The sequence below is a fragment of the Pseudoalteromonas sp. CR1 genome (genome assembly GCF_019392235.1).
GTDB lineage: Bacteria > Pseudomonadota > Gammaproteobacteria > Enterobacterales > Alteromonadaceae > Pseudoalteromonas.
In genome coordinates this window covers 15,572-35,967 of the sequence record NZ_JAHXRM010000028.1, presented here as the reverse complement: position 1 = coordinate 35,967, position 20,396 = coordinate 15,572, and the positions used below count along the sequence as shown (strand labels likewise).

General features: G+C 40.3%; 18 protein-coding genes and 1 pseudogene. 4 read left to right on the top strand and 15 right to left on the bottom strand.

Features of this window, described 5'->3' with window-relative positions; translation table 11 throughout:
* Positions 1–393: 393 nt before the first annotated feature.
* Positions 394–1,089, top strand: coding sequence for a hypothetical protein (locus tag KZZ04_RS17940; RefSeq protein ID WP_058405379.1), 696 nt, complete (start codon positions 394–396; stop codon positions 1,087–1,089).
* 46 nt (positions 1,090–1,135) lie between these two features.
* Here the strand turns inward: KZZ04_RS17940 and KZZ04_RS17935 are convergent, their stop codons facing one another.
* Both KZZ04_RS17935 and KZZ04_RS17930 read right to left on the bottom strand, forming a co-directional pair.
* Positions 1,136–1,573: a GNAT family N-acetyltransferase gene (locus tag KZZ04_RS17935; RefSeq protein ID WP_058405378.1), complete on the bottom strand. Its 438-nt coding sequence runs from the start codon at positions 1,571–1,573 to the stop codon at positions 1,136–1,138.
* Positions 1,574–1,768: 195 nt separating this feature from the next.
* Complete coding sequence (locus KZZ04_RS17930) at positions 1,769–2,269, bottom strand: lactoylglutathione lyase family protein (protein ID WP_058405377.1); 501 nt, start codon at positions 2,267–2,269, stop codon at positions 1,769–1,771.
* 114 nt (positions 2,270–2,383) lie between these two features.
* On the opposite strand from KZZ04_RS17930, the gene KZZ04_RS17925 reads away from it, so the two are divergent.
* Positions 2,384–3,250 (top strand): LysR family transcriptional regulator, encoded by an 867-nt coding sequence (locus KZZ04_RS17925; protein ID WP_058405376.1) that lies wholly within the window; start codon positions 2,384–2,386, stop codon positions 3,248–3,250.
* A 36-nt stretch (positions 3,251–3,286) separates the two neighbouring features.
* On the opposite strand, the gene KZZ04_RS17920 is transcribed toward KZZ04_RS17925, so the two are convergent.
* The 8 genes from KZZ04_RS17920 to KZZ04_RS17885 all read right to left on the bottom strand — a co-directional run bounded on the left by KZZ04_RS17920 (position 3,287) and on the right by KZZ04_RS17885 (position 13,235).
* Positions 3,287–4,366, bottom strand: coding sequence for a heparan-alpha-glucosaminide N-acetyltransferase domain-containing protein (locus KZZ04_RS17920; RefSeq protein WP_219423569.1), 1,080 nt, complete (start codon positions 4,364–4,366; stop codon positions 3,287–3,289).
* Entirely contained in the window at positions 4,350–4,988 is a 639-nt protein-coding gene (locus KZZ04_RS17915) for a hypothetical protein (RefSeq protein WP_219423567.1), read from the bottom strand. The genes KZZ04_RS17920 and KZZ04_RS17915 overlap by 17 nt, the downstream gene beginning before the upstream one ends.
* On the bottom strand, positions 4,981–7,329 hold the full coding sequence (locus KZZ04_RS17910; RefSeq protein WP_219423566.1) for a GNAT family N-acetyltransferase: 2,349 nt from the start codon (positions 7,327–7,329) through the stop codon (positions 4,981–4,983). The genes KZZ04_RS17915 and KZZ04_RS17910 overlap by 8 nt, the downstream gene beginning before the upstream one ends.
* 24 nt (positions 7,330–7,353) lie before the next feature.
* Positions 7,354–8,532 carry an MFS transporter gene (locus KZZ04_RS17905; RefSeq protein WP_219423564.1) on the bottom strand — a complete coding sequence of 393 codons (1,179 nt, stop codon included), beginning with the start codon at positions 8,530–8,532 and terminating at the stop codon, positions 7,354–7,356.
* Positions 8,529–9,848, bottom strand: coding sequence for a lysine N(6)-hydroxylase/L-ornithine N(5)-oxygenase family protein (locus tag KZZ04_RS17900; protein ID WP_219423562.1), 1,320 nt, complete (start codon positions 9,846–9,848; stop codon positions 8,529–8,531). Before KZZ04_RS17900 ends, KZZ04_RS17905 begins: the two co-directional genes overlap by 4 nt.
* On the bottom strand, positions 9,848–11,386 hold the full coding sequence (locus KZZ04_RS17895; protein WP_219423560.1) for an aspartate aminotransferase family protein: 1,539 nt from the start codon (positions 11,384–11,386) through the stop codon (positions 9,848–9,850). The genes KZZ04_RS17900 and KZZ04_RS17895 overlap by 1 nt, the downstream gene beginning before the upstream one ends.
* Positions 11,387–11,712: 326 nt before the next feature.
* Entirely contained in the window at positions 11,713–12,384 is a 672-nt protein-coding gene (locus KZZ04_RS17890; RefSeq protein ID WP_138528295.1) for a haloacid dehalogenase type II, read from the bottom strand.
* 74 nt (positions 12,385–12,458) lie between these two features.
* Entirely contained in the window at positions 12,459–13,235 is a 777-nt protein-coding gene (locus KZZ04_RS17885) for a class III extradiol ring-cleavage dioxygenase (protein ID WP_219423558.1), read from the bottom strand.
* A gap of 103 nt (positions 13,236–13,338) precedes the next feature.
* On the opposite strand from KZZ04_RS17885, the gene KZZ04_RS17880 reads away from it, so the two are divergent.
* The gene (locus tag KZZ04_RS17880; RefSeq protein ID WP_219423556.1) at positions 13,339–14,241 is read left to right on the top strand and encodes a LysR family transcriptional regulator; all 903 of its coding nucleotides are present in this window, start codon (positions 13,339–13,341) and stop codon (positions 14,239–14,241) included.
* Between the two features lie 439 nt (positions 14,242–14,680).
* On the opposite strand, the gene KZZ04_RS17875 is transcribed toward KZZ04_RS17880, so the two are convergent.
* The 5 genes and pseudogenes from KZZ04_RS17875 to nhaR all read right to left on the bottom strand — a co-directional run bounded on the left by KZZ04_RS17875 (position 14,681) and on the right by nhaR (position 19,950).
* The gene (locus KZZ04_RS17875) at positions 14,681–15,916 is read right to left on the bottom strand and encodes a hypothetical protein (protein ID WP_058405366.1); all 1,236 of its coding nucleotides are present in this window, start codon (positions 15,914–15,916) and stop codon (positions 14,681–14,683) included.
* Between the two features lie 102 nt (positions 15,917–16,018).
* Positions 16,019–16,176 (bottom strand): annotated as a pseudogene (locus KZZ04_RS17870) (integrase core domain-containing protein); the annotation flags it as partial.
* 322 nt (positions 16,177–16,498) lie between these two features.
* On the bottom strand, positions 16,499–17,539 hold the full coding sequence (locus KZZ04_RS17865) for a methionine synthase (RefSeq protein ID WP_219423555.1): 1,041 nt from the start codon (positions 17,537–17,539) through the stop codon (positions 16,499–16,501).
* Positions 17,540–17,570: 31 nt separating this feature from the next.
* Positions 17,571–18,545: a DUF1852 domain-containing protein gene (locus KZZ04_RS17860; RefSeq protein WP_219423553.1), complete on the bottom strand. Its 975-nt coding sequence runs from the start codon at positions 18,543–18,545 to the stop codon at positions 17,571–17,573.
* 511 nt (positions 18,546–19,056) lie between these two features.
* Positions 19,057–19,950, bottom strand: a complete 894-nt coding sequence (gene nhaR, locus KZZ04_RS17855) for a transcriptional activator NhaR (RefSeq protein WP_219423551.1) — start codon at positions 19,948–19,950, stop codon at positions 19,057–19,059.
* 109 nt (positions 19,951–20,059) lie between these two features.
* On the opposite strand from nhaR, the gene KZZ04_RS17850 reads away from it, so the two are divergent.
* Positions 20,060–20,371, top strand: coding sequence for a hypothetical protein (locus KZZ04_RS17850; RefSeq protein WP_219423549.1), 312 nt, complete (start codon positions 20,060–20,062; stop codon positions 20,369–20,371).
* Positions 20,372–20,396: the final 25 nt, after the last annotated feature.

Sequence of the window (20,396 nt, the reverse complement as noted above, 5' to 3'; positions counted from 1 at the left end):
CAGCCAAAGCTTGGGCCTCACATTACCCGAACTAGGTTAAAGTATTAATTAATTTATGGGTTTATTATCCATACAAGTGTCTAAGGTTACGACAGTCCGCTCATGGCACAGAGCTGCCCTTCGTCTCTAACGAGTTTTTGTCCAAAAATGAGTTAGAGTGACGTCCGCCTAGAGCGAGAAGCAGTCATTCAGTTGAGTCATCATTTGTTTAGTAATAATAAGAGGAAACTTTCCTCTTTTTTACATGTTTATATAAGCTACTGAGAGCATAATATATATGGTAATAACTTATAGTATTTGTTATTAATATGAGCTCACAACATTAGGATGTCTTCGCGCTAAAATAGGGAAAGTGTCTTCTAATAAAACTGTTAGCAATAACAAGGATGTCTCTTGAAATACCTTACCATTATTGCACTCATATTATCTTTCAATTCATTTGCTAATGTATTCGAAAAGATAAATTGTGACTCTTATGAACCTACTAAATATCTTAATAAAACAGTATTAAAAGGTACTGTTAAAAGTGAGGTTACAGAGGTTGGCGTAAAAGAGTTTCTGGAATCTACACAAAATGATTCAAAGCCAAGAATATGGAAGCTTGAACTTTTGGATAGAGCGACAGGTAAGTACAAAAAGTCTTTTCCTAGAAGCTCACCTTACTCCGATGAACAAACAGCTATTGAGCACCAAATAATACAACCACATGTAGTTATACACTTGGGGAAAAAGAGCATCACAGGTAGTAATAATGGTGAGTTCGGAGGTGAGTTACTTTTAATCGATGAAAACGATAAGATCACACTCATCAAACGTATGAATGTAGAAGACATTTTTGAAATGCCTTTCGGTTTAGTTGTCACATCAGGCTTAGCTCATTTATCGTGGAATTATGGTGATATTCATTTCATAAACTCAGATTTTGAAATTGAAAAGTTATATAGCTTAGTCGGTATGCCCGTATCAACATGGCATCTGGAAAGTGGCGCTCTTCTTATTAATAGTTACCCATCGGGCTCTCAGGTTTTAACTAAGAATGGCTATATGAAACGTGTGCAATGTATTGCTAACAAGGCAAAGTACAACTAAACCAGTAATAAGATGCTTCATAAAAATCCCTTTTTAATAATTAAAATTATAGCTTAATAATCGCTAACATATCGTCTTCGTCCTCATCGAGGCCAACTTCATCAAATCCAAAGCTTGAATAAAAGTCTTTAGCTATTGGGTTTTGCGGGTTATAACAAATCTCGATTTGTTCAAGCTTAGAAATCGTTTTAATCTCTTCAATTGCCATATACAGTGCTTTGCGTCCAATGCCTTTATTTTGAAAAGTTTGATCAACCATAAAGCGCCAAATAGAAACCTTTGTAGGGGTTTCTTGTACCCACATAAAAAAGCCTACTGGTACACCATTTAAGTAAATCGCTTTACAGGTATACCCGCTATTATAGTGCGCTTCAACCAACGACCACATATTACACGCCACGTATTCTTCTTGTGTTTTAGCAACCTCTAAATTGCATATGGCTTCGTAGTTATCAGCGGTGATGTCTTCCAATGACAGTTTCATGTTTTTCCTTTTGTACAACTTTGTGAAATGAGTAAGCTATCAGTGTACGTACCTATAATCAACCAATGAAGAGGTTGATTTTCTCCCCCATAAATTAGCCTAATTAATAATCTACATACCATTTAAAAGCAAAAAGGCCGCAGTAATAAATACTGCGGCCTTTGTTTTTAGCTAAACTTTTTAAACTAGCTAAGTTTAGTAAGCGCCTGCGCTGTAAATAAGCTCGTAGCTGTGGCTGTAAATCTCAAGGATGTTACCAAACGGGTCTTCCATGTAGATCATGCGGTACGGCTTTTCACCCGGGTAGTAATAACGAGGGGCTTGCATACGTTTTTTACCGCCAGCTTCTACAATACGCTCGGCTAAACCTTCTACATCAGGGTCTTGAACACAAAAATGAAAGATGCCTGTTTTCCAGTATTCAAAATTGTCTTTTGGGTTTTCTTGGTTTTTAAATTCGAAAATTTCGACACCAATACGATCCCCTGTAGATAGGTGCGCTATTTTGAATTTTTCCCACTTTTCGCCAAATACTTCTGTACACATTTCGCCAATTGGGCTTTTGTCTTCGGTAATTAAAGTCGGTTTCATTATTGTGTACCAACCCATAACCTTAGTGTAAAACTCGACTGCTTTTTCAACGTCGGGAACCGAAATACCAATGTGCGAAAAACTACGTGGATATGTATGACTCATAATACTTCCTCTTTAACTTGTGACTTATCTTGTGACTAGTTGATGGAGTTAGTTTACGAATTGAACAATATTAAGTAAAATTATCATTAATCATCATTTTGAGTACGTTTTGTAATGATAAATCCAACATGGTTAAACACGTTTTGTACTTTGGTTGAGGTAAATCACTTTACCCAAACCGCCGAGCGTCTTTTTATGACCCAATCGGGCGTAAGTCAGCACATTAAAAAGCTAGAGCAGCAAGTAAACTGCGCGCTATTAGAGCGCCACGGCAAACAATTTACCCTTACCGTACATGGGCAAAACTTGTATCAACAAGGCAGCTTGTTATTAAAGGAATGGCAATTTTTAGAACAACAATTAAAAGATGATTCGCCTTACAGCGGCTTGGTAAAAATACAATCGCCTGGTAGTTGTGGGCTACAATTTTATAGCCAATTATTAGCGCTGCAGGCAAAGCATACCGAGCTTAATATTGATTATCGCTTTGCACCCAATACAAGTGTAGAGCAAGCTGTGGCAAACCACAGTGCCGACATAGGCTTTTTAACTCAAGCTCCGACGCTTAGCGAAGTTACCAGCCACAAAATTGGTAAAGAAGCCTTATTACTTGTCACCCCCGCACATATTAAAAACCCAACGTGGGAGGTCTTATGTGAGCTTGGCTTTATTGGCCACCCCGATGCAAAACACCACGCACAGCTCCTACTAAGCGAAAACTACAGTGAGTTTGAACATGTTGATCAAATTAAGCGCACGGGGTTTTCTAACCAGATAAGTTTAATACTGGAGCCGGTAAGTTTAGGGCTAGGTTTTACGGTTTTACCTGCGCATGCCGTTAGCGCATTTAATAAACCTGCGCTAATTAAAACGCACCACTTAGCTAATCCGATTAGCGAAAATATTTATGTGTGCCATCACCGAAATAGGCCAATGGCAAAGCGCATGAATACAGTAATTGAAGCAATAAAGGCAGGCTAGGGTGCTTTTATTTCAGCCGTAAAGCCCCTTTACAACTTAAGCTGTGCGCTTAGGCTTTTGCTTAATTGCGAGTATGTTTTGCTTAGTTTGCAAATACACTTTGTGCACTGCAAAGGTTAGTAAACCCATAAGGCCCATTAAGCACAGTGTTGGCCATAGTGACTGAGTGTGATAACCAAACACGCCCATAAGCCAGCAAATTAGCATCCATTGAATAATGTAAAGGGCCGTTACATGTTTGCTCGCATACAAAAGAGCCCGTGTAATAGGGCCGTTGAATTTATTAGCAAATACATACTCTATTACCGCTAATCCAAATAAATTTAAACCGATTAAATAAATAATACCGCCGCCATTTAAATGGAAAAAATTTCCAAACTGTCCCTTAAAATCAGTAATAAGCCATGCTGTACCAATAATTAATAATGCAGCACCTAACTTTGCGCATACACTAAATAAATACGCAGCACTATACTGACTATTTATGTATAAACGCCCAAGCACGTAGCCGGTTAATATAGCGCTTATCCACGGAAACACCGGAAAATAAACTTGGTAGTTATTAGCAAAAAACAAATCGCTAATATAAGGCGAAAGCGCAAACTGCTGCCCCCTTACAAACTGGCTTACAAGTGCAATAGCAATGGCTAAGCATGCAATCCATGCGGTTTTCCAACGGGCAATATTAAGTGCCCCAAACAGCAATAAGCTTACTCCGGCAAGTTGTAAAATATCACCTGTGAGTACCATAAATTGTAATTGCCCCGCACTGAGCGGACTTTGCCAGCCGTACGCATTTATAAATGCCTCGGGCATGGTGTTAAATACCTCAATGGGTAGCCAAAACTTTGCCGCATTCATTAAATATGCAAGTAGTAAAAGCTGTATGCCACGCTTAATTAATAACATGGGTGTTTGCCTACGCGAAAGTGCCATAGATAGCCCCATTGCCACCAAAAACGAGGCTGTGCCTTTGCCAAGTATATGAATAACAGCGCCAAATAGGCTCTCACTTTGAAGCGTTGTGCTCGAGTACATCCATAAAGTGTGGACTAATATCATAATAAAAACGCTCGCACCTCGGGCAAGGTCAATCGTTTTAAGACGTGTGTTCATTGGTTCTAGTATCCTTTTTTGGGCAGGTTTGGCATTTGTTATAACCTGCTAAATAATAACGACAGCACGTTAAGCGCTTAGGCGTTAATTTAAATGGGGTGTGTAAATTAAAGTGATTACTGATTAAATTGTGTAGCTGTTGATGGCAATGTGTAATGTGCTCAGCACTTGCTAAATTTAAGCTATGAGCGCGCTCAAATGCGCTGTTAAGCGTGTCGATTAACAACCGGCCTTGCTCTTTTGTACCCAGCGCATACTTGGTATTTATCCACTTTCCTACACAGCTTACAAATTCAACAAGTGCATTATTTTGCTCAGCTTTACTTAATAAAGGCACGCCTGTAAGGGTAAACCCTCGGCTATACGCGCCGCTTATTTTTAACTGTAACTGCATTGGATCATGCGCGTTGTGTTTGCACGTATGCCAATAACAATAGGCATAAATAGCTTGCCAACAAAGCTGCAAATATAAATGCCGGTTAATAAACTGCGTAGGCGCATGGGGGTAATGCGCCTTGCAATGAACCGCTAATTTGCGCACTAAATCTAAGCTTGGATGAGCGGGAGCAACAGGCTCATTTGGGCAAAACAAAAAGTGCGAAAGGGTATTAGGCTTAGCCATACAGCTTTGCCGATACCGGGTTATCTAAATTTCCTGCAAACTGTAAGCTGCCTGCGGGGTCGGTTAAATCAACCATTTGCTTATTATTGCCAAGCTGTAAGCGGTTTAAGCAAGAGTGTGCAAATTCATCACTAAAAAAGTCATACTCTTTAAAGCGCTCATTTAAGGCAGGGTTGGCTTGTTGATACGCGTTTACACTTTGCGCAACGCCTTGCCAAAAATCTTGTTCGGTAATGCGCGCTTCTCTTACTAAAATAGCGACTAGGTATCTAAAAAAGCAGTCAAATACATCGGTAAATATACTTAGTAATTCAAGCTCTTTAGGCATAGCAATATGAATACGCGACACCTCCTCAGGCAAAGACTCAGTGCTATTAAGCAGCGCAACTTCTTCGCCTATGTCTTTCATGTAAGCGCCCACAGGGACTGAATTTTTAAGCTTTAAAATGAGGTTTTCGCCGTGGGGCATAAACACTAATTTATGGGCATAAAAACAATGCACTAAGGGAATAAGGTAGGCGCTAAAATAGCTTTGCAGCCAAGCATGTGTGCTTAAACCACTTTGATCTATTAATGCACCTGCCATACTTTTACCCTTGTTATCTAGGTGCAGCAATGCGGCCATGGTGGTGAGCTGTTCATTATTTTGTAAATTATGGTTTGGGTTTTCGCGCCATAAACACGCAAACATTTTACGATACGGCGTATCACCGAGTGCACTTTGCTCAAAGGTGTGATGCGCATACCCTAACGTGGCGTACTCTCTAAGTGCTGTAAAGCTACACGCGCTAAGTGTTGGGTCGTGGTTTACTTTATTAAACACCCAATCATTTATGGCCGGAGTAACCGCCATATAAGCGCGCGAAAGCCCGCGCATAAAGCCCATATTTAAAATAGACAGCGCCACTTTTAAATAAGGTTTATGCGGGTGCGAGCAGTTATATAACGTACGAATAGATTGCTGCGCTTGATATAAATCGTCGCCTTCACCTAAATACACTAAGCGGTTATTGGCTAACTCGTTGGCAAACACCACACTTAATTTATGCTGGTACTGCCACGGATGGGCCGGCATAAATACGTAGTCGTCGGGGTTTAGATTTTGCGCTTTTAGCGCTTTGTTAAATGCATCACGAGTGGTTAAATCAAGCTCGCCACTAATATGGCTTGGGTAGTCACTAAAGTATTCACTATAAGCAAAGTCACATACTGTTTTGTGCGCCGCTAACCACAGCACTTTAAACGGTTTACCCACTTCTGGCGCATAGCGTAAAAAGTCGCTTTTGCTAAAACCAATTCGGCCATTATTAGCCACAAATGCAGGGTGGCCTTCGCTCATTGCAGCCTCTATTTGTTGCAGCCCTAATTTCGCAAGTTCGGCTGCGCTAAGCGTGTTGTTTTCGCGTTTATAACAGGCACTGGCAAGTGTGGCGTTAAGCTCTTCGAGGTAGGTGGCTAAACGTTCTCCAGTTAAACCCAGCGCAGGGCCTTGCACACTAAAAAAGTGCAGTACATCAAGCGCTACTTGCTCATTGTTAAGGTCATAAAAACATAAACTTGGCTCGTCTATATCTATGTGGTTAAGCGCCATAGCACGGCCATTAAATAAAAAGTAACCCCCTTCAATATTGACTTTAAAACCATGTGGGGTTTGCTCTGCAACCAATAATCGCTCGTGTACAAGCTCGCTAATGGCTTTACTTTGTAAGTGCCTGTTTGCCCACTGCCAGTGATCAAACTTTACATAGTCAGAATTTATATGCGCTTGGGTTTTGTGATGTAAATTTACATGCGTTTCAAACGCGGCTTTATTACAAAACCCAAGGTATGCGTTTTTATCACCAAGGGTTATTTGCTTAGTATGCACGAAGCCTAAACGCTTATTTAAGGTATGAATTTTACTATTGGTAATATCGGGCTCTACCACTACCCGCGCATTATCGTTATGGATAAAAATACTGTGCAATACGCACTGCATTATTTCAAAACTAAAATGGCGTTTAGGCTGTGTATTTGGGGCAAGTAAAATATGCATGCCCGTATCGTTTGGCATTACCTCATAGGCGGCTGCGAGTAGTTTGTCGTGCATTGGGCTGTAAAGCTCAACAAGGGCAAGTAGCTCATTATTTTGCTCAATAACATACGCATGATGATGCGGGTTGTTTATTATATCTTGGTAGGCGCTGCATATTTGCTCGGGGGCTTGTTTACTCATACCCCAAAAATGCGCATAAGGTAGAGTAAGCCACTGGCAAATAATAGGCATGTCGCTTTGCTGTAGTAACCGCATAGTCACATTACCTGTGTGTTGTAACGTGGTTACAAAAGATGAAAAATACATAAAAACTCCTAAAACGTTTAATTATCAAGTGGGTGTGTGTGCAGTGCGGCCAACAAATTTAACCCGCCATAGCAAAATAGCGCCAAGGCTTGCAAAGCCAATGGCTGCAAAGTAAAAAGGGACGGTTGTATTAAAATATTCCACACTCATACCCACCAATAACGACGCTATAATAACGCCAATATTTTGCGCAACATGCACTTTGGCAAAATCACTGCCGTAGTGAGCAGGCTCACTTTTAGCAAATAACATAACCTCCAATAAAACCATTACTTGAAACAGCGCTATACCGTATAGAATGCGCGAGCTGACAACTAACCACACCGACTCTTGCGCCTGTAAATAAAGCCCAATAGCGCCAAAAATAAGCGCGCACAATAATGTGCTTGTGCGGCTAAGCGTAGGAAGAGGTAAGTGCTGCCTAAAGTGGTTAAACAACAGCATTAGTAGGGCTGAAAAAGCAGGAATGGCGTACACAAGCGCACTTTGAAACGCACTGCTTTGCGCGCTCATTCCTTGCCAATGGGTCGTAAAAAATGGCCTAATTAAAAAGGCGCTAAAGTAAACAACCACGCTTATAAAACAAAATTGCCAAATAAAGTAAGGTGTGCGAGTGCGCGGTTTTTCGCTTTCAATCGCTTGCTGATAAATACCTAGCTTTAAGCTCACCATTAAATAGGCACATAGCAACACTTGTATTACATCGCCCGCAGCACTTAATAACAGTGCATAACGCGGTTCATTTAAACTAAAAAAGTACCCGCCTACTAACGCGCCACCAATAGCGCCAAAGTGCATAAGTACCGAAAACAAGCCAATAATAGAAAGGTGCTTACTTTGCTGCTCTAAACGCAGTGCAAACGGGTAAATAAGCAGGTAACTGGCTTTAAGCACCAACATAAGCTGATAATAAAACCAAAATTCCCACACATTAGTTGCAAAATAACAAAGCAAACCAAAGCAGGCGGCAATCACTTGCGTTACAAGCCAAAGAGCCAGTTCGTGGTATTTTTTGGCAACCTTTGCCCACAGGGGCAGCGCGAGCATAACGGTAATACAACAGTTAGCTACAAACACCCCAATTAGTGTGGGGTTACTTACAGAAAATTCGCTGGCAAAAAATTGCGGATAAAACGGCAGTAATAAGGTGTCGCACACCACCGAAATAACCGTAAGCAAAATAAGTGCTAAACGTAAACTCATGCGGCGTTACTCTTTTGCTGTGAATGGGTTTCTACATCGCTTAAATCAAAACACTGAAAAGCAATTTTTTGCTCAACCTGATACGGCGCATAACCGAGTATTTCGCGCAAAATTATACTGTTGCGATAACACGCCATGCCTAAATCGGGGGTTACAAAACCATGGGTGTGCTGCTCTGCATTTTGTACAAATATACGTTTTTGGTCGCTATCTACCGCATACTCGCGGCTAACTAAATAGCGGCCTTGTTCATCTTCTGGGAGCTGCTGCGCAATAGAATTTAAAAAAGCAGGGCGCTTGTATTTAAAGCCCGTGGCACAAATTAAGTAATCGGTTTTTATTTCAAAGGCTTCATTTAGCTCTTGATGATAAAACTCAGTGACTAAGCGACCAGCACTTTTACGTGTATTAGTAAGCTTGCTGTTAGTTTTAAATGTGGTAGAAATGGGCCCATCTAGGCTTTGCGCGTAAAGGGTGTCAAAAATGTCGTTAATTAAATCGCCATTAATGCCTTTAAATAGGTTTTTTTGATTTTGATTAAGCCAATCTCGTTGCTCTGTTTTTAAATTATAAAAGTAATCAACATATTCAGGTGAGGTCATCTCAAGGGTGAGTTTGGTGTACTCCAGCGGAAAATAACGCGGCGATCGCGCAATCCAATCTAGTTGCAAACCTTGTGGCACCGCTTGTTGTAATAGGGTGTGATAAATTTCGGCAGCACTTTGTCCTGCTCCCACAACCGTTACGCGCTTAGCAGATTTTAGCTCATCAAGGCGGTGGCAAAAGTCGCTACTGTGCATTACGTTATTAGAATTACTTTGCACTGCACAATCAGGAATATATGGTGCAGGGCCGGTGCCAAGTACTAAGTGGCGCGTAACATAGTGTTGCTCCCCGTTTGGGGTTTTACAGGTAAGGGTATAGCACTGAGTTTGCTGGCAAAATTCAACCTTAGTTACACTTTGCTCAAAGCTTACGTTACTCAACTGCGAGCACACCCACTGGCAATATAGGTTGTATTCTTTACGCAGTAAAAAAAAGCTCTCGCGAATATAAAATGGGTATAAGCGATTATTAAGCTTGGCATAATTTAAAAAACTGTACTGGCTAGTAGGATCGGCAAGGGTCACCAAGTCAGACATAAATGGCGTTTGCAAAGTAACACCTTCTAGCATCATGCCTGGGTGCCAATCAAATTGGCTACGCTGCTCTAAAAATAAGCTTTTAACGCCTTCTAGTGGTTCACTTAAACACGCTAACGATAAATTAAACGGGCCAAGGCCAATGGCTATAAAGTCATAAGGTTGGTTGCTCATTATTGTTGCTCCTTATACGTTTGCCACGCAATAGTGCTAATTTGCTCAAGCACTGCGCGCACATCGCTCAATTGGCACTGGGCATTAAGTAACGTAAATTTAAGATAATGACGGCCGTTAATTTTGGTGCGCGCAATCATGGCATCACCAGTTTTTAAAAATGTTTGCCGTACCTGCAGGTTTAGGGTGTCGAGTAAATCGGGGTTATGTTTTAGCGCCTCTGGCGCAAAGCGAAATACCAGCGCGCTAAGCTCTGGGTAATTTATAACGTCAAAATCAGGGTGCTCGTTAAGCACTATATGGGTTTGACGAGCAAGGCCAATTACTTTATCAAACGCTCGACCAAGTGGCGCTTCCCCCATAGTACGCAGTGTTAACCAAAGTTTTAAGGCATCAAAACGGCGTGTGGTTTGTAAGCTTTTATCAACTAAATTTGGCGTGCCATTACCGGCCTCCGCTAATGGGTTAAGGTAGTCGGCGTAGAGTGTAATATGGCTAAAGTGGCGTTTGTCACTTAACAAAAAGGCACTGCAGCTAACCGGCTGCATAAATGATTTATGGTAATCAATGGTAATTGAATCTACTTTTTCTATGCCGTTTAAAGCACTTCGGTGATGCTCGCTTACTAGTAACCCGCCGCCGTATGCGCCATCAACATGGCACCAAAGCTGCTCTTTTTTAGCAAGTTTTGCTATGTCTTCAATAGGGTCAATTGAGCCAAAATCGGTTGTACCTGCGGTAATTACCACAGCGATAGGTAAATCGCCCTTTGCTTTAGAATCCTCAATTGCGTGGTTAAGCGCATCCATATCCATTTGCATTTTGCTGTTTGTAGCCACAGGCACTACCGCGTTATAACCTAAGCCCAATAACGCCGCAGCCTTTTGAATACTAAAATGCGCAACCTCTGAGCAATAAATACGAAAACGCGAGGCAACGTTTGGCAAACCTTGAAGTTTTACTTGATGCTCAGGGGCATAACGGCTCACTGCGACTTCGCGTGCAACAAGCATAGCCATTAAATTCGATTGCGTACCACCACTTGTAAAAACGCCATCGGCAGTGCTCGGTAATTTTGCTTTTTCACAGCTCCAATCAATTAATTTTTGCTCAATAAGAGTCGCGCCAGCGCTTTGATCCCACGTGTCTACCGAGGTATTGATTGCGCCAATTATGTGCTCTGCCACAACCGCAGGGTACGTAACAGGGCAATTTAAATGCGCCATGTAACGCGGATGATGAAAATACACAGCGTGATCCAAATACACGCTTTTAAGCTCGTTTAATACAGCAGGAAAATCAGCGAGAGGTTTGGCTAAATCTACATCATTAACAGTGGCGGCAAGTGTATTAACAGACACGCCAGAAAACGGCTTTTGCGCTTTTGCCATAGCTTGTTGCACAGCCGAAAGCCCCTGCAACGACGCTATTTGATAATTAATAAATTGATCAAGATTAAATTGCGGCGGAAGGCCATTTTTCTCAAATATAGCTTGGTTTTGGATAGGGCTGAGCTGTGCAGTTTGTAATTGTGACATATTTCGCTCCTTGGTACTCATTTTGGGTTCAAGGATCTTAATGGTAATGATTTTTATTTACAATAATGAAAATGGATTACTTCTATGTTTTTTTCGGGTTAAGAAATGGATAATTAATTACAAAAAATTACATTAGAAATAATGTAAACACGTTTTATATTAAAAGTTTGGAAGTCGAGTTTATGTGTAATTTGAATAAAATGCATAAAAAGGGGAAGGTTGGGTATTTAAAAATACTTAAAAATAAGGGCGTTAACAGCAACGCCCTAAAACCTTTTAATAAAACCTTGGCTTTGCACCAATAAGTGCATTAAAGGCAATGTTAATTAGCTCACCAATTTGGTCTTTAAATCAACTAAATCGGTTGCTGTGGTAATTGGTTGAATTTCCCATGGATCAAAAATAGAGTCTTCTGAGCGTTTTATCCACGCACCGCGCATACCATGCGAAATAGCGCCGGTTATATCAAAAGGGTTACTCGAAATAAGCCACGTATTTGCACCCGTTGAATTTGCCTCGCGTAAAAAATGGCTGTAAACACCCGGGTTTGGCTTAAAAGTTTTAATGTCGTCGGCGCTTACAACGCCTTCAAAAAGCTCAATAATACCAGCCGTTTCGAGTAAGGTATTTACCGCAGCGGCCGCGCCATTAGAAAACGCAAACAATCGGTAATTTTGTGCTTTAAGTTGCTCAAGCCCTTTTTTAACATCGTCGAAGGCGGGTAACGTTTTATATTGCTCAAGCAATTGGTGTTTTTGATCGTCACCAAGCTGTGTTTTATGCGCTAAACACGCGTAATCAAGTGCCTGTTTAGTACAAACTGAAAACGGAACATAGTTTTGCATTAAGGCGCGCCTAAACGAATATTCCAACTGTTTTTCACGCCATGTATTTGAAAAGTTTTGTGCGTTATCGCCAATCATATCTTTAAGTAATGTAAGCACACCATGGGTATTTATAAGCGTGCCGTATACGTCAAATGCGAGTGTGGTTGCCATATTTACTCCCAAAAATTTAAGATACTTGTAGATTAGTGACTACCAGCTTAACTTAATTTGAACACTTGCTCAAATTAATAAAATTTATATGCATCAAGCGCTAAAATATCCATTTCGGTTTGCTCATGAATCTTTTCAATATAGCTGCCCCCTGCACCCATAGCAGCAAATAATGATAAAAAGTGCTCTTGTGTAGGGTGGTTAAATAAGGCGAATGGCGCCTCGGTTAAGTAATTTAATAGTTTAGGAATATCGTGCGCTAAAAGCGTTTGTTCAACCCAATGGGTGAATGCTTTTACCATGGGCACTCGGTTTGGGGTAGCCGGGGTTTTAAATATTTCAGCTAGGTTATGGCTAATACCGCCGGAGCCAATAATTAATATATTTTGCTCACGAAGCGGAGCAAGTAACTGGCCATATTTATACATAGTTTTTGCGCCTAAGCGGGTATTAATAGACACCTGCACAATAGGAATATTAGCGTGTGGGTACATTAAACGTAATGGGATCCACACACCGTGATCCCACCCTTGCTCTTTATCAAGTACCGCATTCAGCCGTTCGCTATTAAAATAATTAGCAATAGTATTGGCAAGTTTTGGCGAACCAGGAGCGCGATAATGTATGTTGTACATTTGAGCTGGAAAGTTATAAAAGTCGTGAATAGTTTTAGGTGCTGCCCCTGCGGTAATTTTAATATTGCTTGCTTGATCAAAATGCGCTGAAAAAACCACAATAGCACTGGGTGTATTAAGTGACTGCCCCAAAGACGCTATAAAATTAGCAGTAGCCGATTGCTCTATAGCCATTATTGGTGAACCATGAGATAAAAATAATGCGGGCTGAGTCATACTAAAAACCTTAACTAACAATGAGTTTAAGCACTATATTGGTTTTTATTTTGACGATAAATATGCTATTTATTTATATATTAAAAACAAATTGTTGTTAATTATGGACAAGCTTACCACCATGAAAACCTTTTTAGCCGTTGTGCAAGAAGGTTCGTTTTCTAAAGCTGCCGAAAAGCTCGATATTTCTCCTCAGTTAGTTAGTAAATATGTTTCAGCCCTAGAAGATAATTTACATACTCGTTTACTGCACCGCACTACACGTAAAGTAAGCCCTACCGAAGCGGGTGTTCAGTATTTTAAGCGCTGCCAGCAAGTTATTATTGATATTGATGATATGGAAAACTCTCTTAATAATTTAAGCACCAGTGTATCTGGCGTATTAAGTATTAGCGCGCCTATGTCGTTTGGTACAAGGCATTTAGCACCACTGCTGGTTGAGTTCCAAAAACAGTACCCAAATTTAAAGTTAGATTTAAAACTAACAGACCAATTTATAGATATAGTTGAGCAAGGCATTGATATAGCATTGCGTATAGGCGTGTTAAAAAACTCATCCCTTATTGCTAAAAAAATAGCGCCTATACAGTTAGCGGTATTTGCATCGCCGGCATATTTAAAACAGCACGGCACACCCACTACATTACAAGAGCTGCAACAACATAACTTTTTGCGCTACGCCAACGCAGAGCCAACAAAAATGCTTGCAGGTGTAGATCAGCTAAAAGGTGAGTTTAAACTTAATAGTAATTTAGTGGCTAACAATGGCGATATATTACTAAACGCAGCCATAGCAGGCGGCGGCATTGCCATGCAACCTACTTTTATCGCAGGTGAGGCATTAGCCCAAGGAAAAATAATACGTATTTTACAACACCTTGAACCCGAGCCTATGGGGCTTTACATGGTGTATGCAAACAGGCAATTTTTACCGAGTAAAGTACGCGCGTTTGTTGATTTTTCAAGCAAATACTTCGGAGACACCCCATATTGGGATAGCTATTAATTCAAAGAAAGCGTTAAGGTTAATAGTTAATAGTTAATAGTTAGTAGTTAGCGGTTAGCCAATCTTATTTTCATAAGGCTCACCTTGCTAGCTAACTAGCAACTTTAAAAAGTAAATTACAAAAGTCGCCCCCAGCGTATTAGCCTTTACCTAAAAGTTAAAATAAGAAAAACTGGTTTGCCAATAACTTTTTTGTCTCTCTTTGGTCTGATCCCTTTAGTTTTTGACCGCTTTGGTTTTAATTAAACTGACTTAATTCATATGCGTGAATGATGCATATTCACACCAATCGATGTCATTACTGAGTGCGTAGTCATATTTAAAGTGAGTTTAAATGATAAGAACACTTGGATACAGTCCTAAGATTCAAACGCTATGATTGCTAACTAACTTCGCACAAATGCTTTTCAACAATCATGACGTTATTCGGCAAAGACCTTTAACAATCTAACCATCTAGCACTTACGCTGCTGCTAACAGTACCATCCGGGTACTCTACCACTACAACAAGCTCGACAATATGACAACCCCCCATATTTCGGTAGATACCAGGTATTGTGACAGCAGTACCACCTGAATCAAGAGACCCTCCTGTACCACTTGCGCCTACAACTGTGCCTGTCCCGTCTGGGTTAACGAGTATTCTCCGGGTTGAGTTTGAATTCTGCTCCAATATTTGTTGAAGACACTCAGACATACCTTCACTTTGGAAGTTTAAATTAGACCTAGAAAAAAAGCTTACAGGATACCCATCAATTCTCGATGAGCCAGGCAAAAATGTAAAATTAAGTTTGAGCACTCTGTCCGGCAAATAGCCAATATCAAGTGGGGGAGTATATTGAAAGCTTCGGTCACCTATAAATGTATCACCATGATATGTTACTTCAAAGTTTAGTAAGTTATTGGAGCTTCCGTAAACCTGAGATGCATAAACTTTATTGATATCTCTCGATAAGTTTACTTGTATTCCAACTCCGTTATTAGATACAGTTAATCCGCTACCGGTGATAGATTGAGAAGACGTAAAATCTGTCCACGTTTGCCTGTAACCTATTTGTGAACTGATATCATTAGTAAGTGATTCGTATAAATCTCTTCCAAACGATGGGTTAAACAAAAAATTGGCTGGATGTACATCACAATTTGTTTCATTGTTATTCAATGTTGACGCATTGCTGTTCAATACAAATGCATTTTTATTGTAAAAGGATTCTTGTTTTTGCACTTGCGAATTCGTAACAGAGGTAGCGGCAAAGGAGGTTACGGCCTCTCTAAAGTCTGCATCGATATTGTAAAAGGTCTCTAATGCTTGCGATTCTGTCACGGTCAATACTTGATCACTAACAAGAACGTTGTAAGTATTGCTAAAACTAGAAACTTGTTCAGTAGTCACCACAAATTTGAATGCGTCTCTTGTAATTGGATTTGCAATGATGAGCGTTCTAGGATTGCTGTAACACTGAAAAGTAGTTGTTCCTAAAAATATTTGACCACCTTGTAGATTTTCTTCATTACAATTCGGACTAATATACAAACTCTGAGCGAGGTTTACTGCCCCCTGATAATCACAGTTTGAACATGAGTATGCCGCGGTAAGACCGCTTGCATATACTTTGTTTATAAAGAAAAAGGTAAAGCAAAATGCTACGATAATTTTTATTTTTAATATATTCATGAACTTTCCTTAAACATGCTTTACTTAATCCCTTAAACACTAGACTTTGAACCAGTTCTTTTCAACTAAAGCTGGAAAATTTAACTTGATAATTTTAAACTTTCAAAGCGATAGATCATTCTTCGCTGAATGCAGGCGCTCTAAGTTGTTATATTTAATGTATGCAGCCACGCCTTTTTCATAAACACTCTCGTTGACTGATGTACTTTGAATAACCAATCATGCTTTAAATTACCAAAAAAGCGCTCTATGACAGTATTACCTCCAGAAGTCAGAGGGTCAGTCAAAGGGGGTCAAGTCAAAGGGGGTCAAATCTTGACTTCAGACATTATAGATCCTGATAGTCTGCAAGAGGCACTTTCCACTCAACCAGTACTACCTTACGGCTCGGTTAAATTTAACTATTTTTACTAGGTTTGTTGCTCTAAATCCAACCAACACTCAACGAACTTAAACCTTTTACCTAACACCTTTTGCCTTTAACCTTGCATTTTAACTGTAACCCCCCTCACCATTTTGATTAAAAAAGCCACACTTCAACATGTGTTAAAGTGTGGCTTTTTGCATCAGCTGTAACAAAAATTAAGCAACATTTGCTGCTAATAGCTCGTTACGTACTAGCTCTGCGCCTTTGCTTAAAGCGTTGAGTTTGCCGTTTGCGATGTCGCGGGGCAGGGGTGCCATACCGCAGTTGGTGCAGGGGTAGAGCTTGTCGGCATCCACGTATTTAAGCGCTTCGCGCAAGGTTTTTGCCACCTCTTCAGGGGTTTCTATGGTATTGGTGGCTACATCGATTGCGCCTACCATTATTTTTTTACCGCGCACCAGTTCGAGTAGCTCAATGGGTACATGTGAGTTTTGGCACTCTAACGAAATAATATCAATACTCGATTTTTGCAGCTTAGGGAATACTTCTTCGTATTGTCGCCACTCGGTGCCGAGGGTTTTCTTCCAATCGGTGTTGGCTTTAATGCCGTAGCCGTAGCAAATATGCACGGCGGTTTCGCATTTTAACCCTTCTATGGCTCGCTCAAGGCAGGCTATGCCCCAGTCGTTTACTTCATCAAAAAACACATTAAAAGCGGGTTCATCAAATTGAATTATATCAACCCCCGCGGCTTCTAGTTCTTTGGCTTCTTGGTTGAGTATTTTAGCAAATTCCCAAGCTAGTTTTTCACGGCTTTTATAGTGATCGTCATACAGAGTGTCAATCATGGTCATTGGCCCAGGCAGTGCCCATTTAATTGGTTGGCTGGTTTGCTGGCGTAAAAACTTGGCGTCTTCAACAAATACCGATTTAGTACGAGACACAGGGCCAACTACTGTGGGTACGCTGGCGTCGTAACGGTCGCGAATTTTAACTGTTTTACGGTTTTCAAAATCAACGCCATTTAAGTGTTCAATAAAGGTGGTTACAAAGTGTTGGCGAGTTTGTTCGCCATCGCTGACTATATCTACGCCTGCGGTTTGTTGCTTGTGCAGGGAAATACGCAGGGCGTCGTGTTTGCCATCTACCAGCTCGCTACCTTGTAATTTCCACGGTGACCATAAGGTTTCGGGCTCAGCAAGCCATGACGGTTTTGGCAAGCTGCCTGCTGATGAAGTAGGTAATAGTTTTTTCATAATAAATGCTGCCTGTAATTTTGTTGTGTGATTAAGCGATACTTGCTGAGAACTGCTGCAATACTGACTGATAAGGCTTAATAAAGTGCTGCTCAGTAAATTTGCCTTGCTCAACCGCTAATTGACCTCGCTCTGCGCGGTCATACACAATTTGCGTTAACGAATGGTCGTCATTTTTTAAATTAGGTTTATAACGGCTACCTGCGGCGGCGTTGGCGTTATAAATTTCTGGACGATAAATTTTTTGAAACGTTTCCATGGTGCTAATGGTGCTAATTAGTTCAAGGTTGCTGTAGTCGTTAAGTAGGTCACCAAAAAAGTAAAACGCTAACGGTGCAACGCTATTTGGTGGCATAAAGTAGCGCACTTGTAAGCCCATTTTTTTAAAATATTGCTCAGTTAACGACGACTCATTAGGCTGATACTCTACGCCTAAAATAGGGTGTAAGTTTTCGGTTTGCTGATAAGTTTTGTTATCAGATACGCTTAAACAAATAACCGGTGGCTTTTTAAAGTGCTGTTTATAGGTATTTGAGTTTACAAAGCATTTAAACAACTTGCCGTGTAAGTCACCAAAGTTATCGGGGATACTAAATTGCGGTTTGCTTTTGTTATGCTCAAGTAATAACACGCTAAAGTCGTAGTCGCGCACATACGATGAAAAGTTATTACCCACCATGCCTTCAATTCGCTCGTTGGTTTGGCGGTCAATAATATTGGTTTTTAATACCTCAATTGACGGAAATGCCTGACCACTGCTAGTAATGTCTAAATCAACCGAAATGATCTTGAGCTCAACCTCGTAACGATCCCCTTGTGGGTTATCCCAACTGGCCAGTGCATTAAAGCGGTTGTTGATCATTTTTAGGGTATTACGCAGGTTTTGGTGGCGACTTTCACCCCTTGCTAAATTAGCGAAATTGGTCGTAATACGTGTGTTATTTGATGGATGGTAGTTTTCATCCAAGTTAGTGCTTTTAATCGTAAATGTAAGATCAGTGCTCATAGCCGTATCCTTTCAATTTGAGTTGTTACTGCTTTTATTAACTGGCTGTAAACCGATATAACGGTTAAGCAGTCGTGCTGCTTTGCAGAGTTAATAAATTTATACGCGGTAATCAGCATAAAGAAAAACGGGTTTATTTCAGGTAAAACATGAGCCAGATTCACGCTTAAGTGAATTAACTAAATTAACAGCACTGATTAATAAGTGACAAGAGGTAAAACACACTTTAGCCATCTGAACTTCCATTTAAAATAGCAAGCCCTGCAGTTTATTCATATAAAACCTGAATATTATTCAATACTTTTAGAACGTGCTTATCGTTGGTGCTGGTAAGTCTACTTAGTTATAAAATCTAATTTATTTATGGATTTAAGTATCGCATGACCCGCGTTGAAAGTTTAATATAAAGCTAAATGACGAAGTTTTTACTTTGTTATAAATACCACTTTGTATTTAAAAATAGAGCACTTAATTAAGCCAATTAATATGTACATGACTTATAGCGATAAGCTTACGTTGTTTGAGCGTGCTTTATAAATTCATCATAAATACTGTCTTTAATGAGTCTGTCGGGCGTAAAGGCATAGTAATGCTGATAAACATTATCAATTGTACCAATGTAATTAACGTCGTAATGGCGCTCTACTTCGGCTCTTACTAAAATCGGCGCGGGGAATATACCAAACCCTTGCTCGCCAAGCGATTTCATTAATGCGCTGTCATCAACATGGCCAGCTATTGTCATTTCAATATCTTGTTCTTGTAGCCAATAATAAATAGCGCGTGCGACAGGGCTTTCTTTTGCGGGGAGCACTAAAGGCTTGTTATTTAAAGACTGCGGAAACTGCTTATGTAATTGCGAATACCATGTTTTGTTACCAAAAAGCGCGATTTGGCTTTTGCCTATTTCATGGCAAAATGCCTTAAATGGCAAGGTAGTATCGAGTGGTTTATCGGCTAACACTAAGTCGAGCTTATGAATCGCCATTTGTGCCAGCAACTCATCTTGTTGGCCATCAATACAGTGTAAGTTGGTAATACGCTCGTTATTAATTAAAGGCGCTAGCCACTTCGACACCAGTGATTTAGGCAACACATCTGAAATACCGACCTTTAACGTTCGTGAATAGTGCGTGGTATCACCTTGCGTGGTTTCTAGCCATTCATGGGCAATAGCAAACATATCATTGGTATATTGCTGGGTTACATGGCCAAACTCCGTTAACTGTAGGCCTCGCCCTTGGCGAACAAACAGTGGTTTTCCTAATCGTTGCTCTAAGTTAGTAATTTGCGAGCTGACCGTTTGCGGCGTTAAATTAAGTATTTTACTCGCCGCAGCAATACTGCCGTGCTTACTTACCTGCCAAAAATAATATAAGTGATTGTAGTTAATGTTGGTAATCATTCGAAAATACCTGTTTTAAAGTAAGAAATAATCAGCTTTTTCCTTTGCCACTAAGTTAGTAGATTACAGTCATGCCTGCAACATAGTTACTATTAAAAGGTGTCATTGCATGAAGCTAAAACTTACAGTTAAAAACAAGATAATTAACGCAAGTGAAAAGATGTCGCTTTTGAAGTTGATAAAAAGACAATTGGCAAAACATGCTTTAAATATTCGTAAAGTAGAGATTCAAATAAATGATCTTTCAAGTGAGCGCCACGGCACTTTGCAGCAATGCAAAATTAATATTCTTTTACCTGGGCTACCCAGTATTAATGTAAATACAAAGGGAAGAAGTATGCTGCAAGCGATAAAGCGGGCACTTAAAAGTTTGCAGCACATTCTCGTTAATAAGTATCAACCTTCGCAACCAAGCTCTTAATTTTTATTAATATCGCACTTGCAGT

Excerpts from the sequence above, each read along its gene's own strand:
- KZZ04_RS17935 (WP_058405378.1), bottom strand. The coding sequence starts at position 1,573 with ATGAAACTGTCATTGGAAGACATCACCGCTGATAACTACGAAGCCATA.
- KZZ04_RS17930 (WP_058405377.1), bottom strand. The coding sequence starts at position 2,269 with ATGAGTCATACATATCCACGTAGTTTTTCGCACATTGGTATTTCGGTT.
- KZZ04_RS17925 (WP_058405376.1), top strand. The coding sequence starts at position 2,384 with ATGATAAATCCAACATGGTTAAACACGTTTTGTACTTTGGTTGAGGTA.
- KZZ04_RS17920 (WP_219423569.1), bottom strand. The coding sequence starts at position 4,366 with ATGAACACACGTCTTAAAACGATTGACCTTGCCCGAGGTGCGAGCGTT.
- KZZ04_RS17915 (WP_219423567.1), bottom strand. The coding sequence starts at position 4,988 with ATGGCTAAGCCTAATACCCTTTCGCACTTTTTGTTTTGCCCAAATGAG.
- KZZ04_RS17910 (WP_219423566.1), bottom strand. The coding sequence starts at position 7,329 with ATGTATTTTTCATCTTTTGTAACCACGTTACAACACACAGGTAATGTG.
- KZZ04_RS17905 (WP_219423564.1), bottom strand. The coding sequence starts at position 8,532 with ATGAGTTTACGTTTAGCACTTATTTTGCTTACGGTTATTTCGGTGGTG.
- KZZ04_RS17900 (WP_219423562.1), bottom strand. The coding sequence starts at position 9,848 with ATGAGCAACCAACCTTATGACTTTATAGCCATTGGCCTTGGCCCGTTT.
- KZZ04_RS17895 (WP_219423560.1), bottom strand. The coding sequence starts at position 11,386 with ATGTCACAATTACAAACTGCACAGCTCAGCCCTATCCAAAACCAAGCT.
- KZZ04_RS17890 (WP_138528295.1), bottom strand. The coding sequence starts at position 12,384 with ATGGCAACCACACTCGCATTTGACGTATACGGCACGCTTATAAATACC.
- KZZ04_RS17885 (WP_219423558.1), bottom strand. The coding sequence starts at position 13,235 with ATGACTCAGCCCGCATTATTTTTATCTCATGGTTCACCAATAATGGCT.
- KZZ04_RS17880 (WP_219423556.1), top strand. The coding sequence starts at position 13,339 with ATGGACAAGCTTACCACCATGAAAACCTTTTTAGCCGTTGTGCAAGAA.
- KZZ04_RS17875 (WP_058405366.1), bottom strand. The coding sequence starts at position 15,916 with ATGAATATATTAAAAATAAAAATTATCGTAGCATTTTGCTTTACCTTT.
- KZZ04_RS17865 (WP_219423555.1), bottom strand. The coding sequence starts at position 17,539 with ATGAAAAAACTATTACCTACTTCATCAGCAGGCAGCTTGCCAAAACCG.
- KZZ04_RS17860 (WP_219423553.1), bottom strand. The coding sequence starts at position 18,545 with ATGAGCACTGATCTTACATTTACGATTAAAAGCACTAACTTGGATGAA.
- nhaR (WP_219423551.1), bottom strand. The coding sequence starts at position 19,950 with ATGATTACCAACATTAACTACAATCACTTATATTATTTTTGGCAGGTA.
- KZZ04_RS17850 (WP_219423549.1), top strand. The coding sequence starts at position 20,060 with ATGAAGCTAAAACTTACAGTTAAAAACAAGATAATTAACGCAAGTGAA.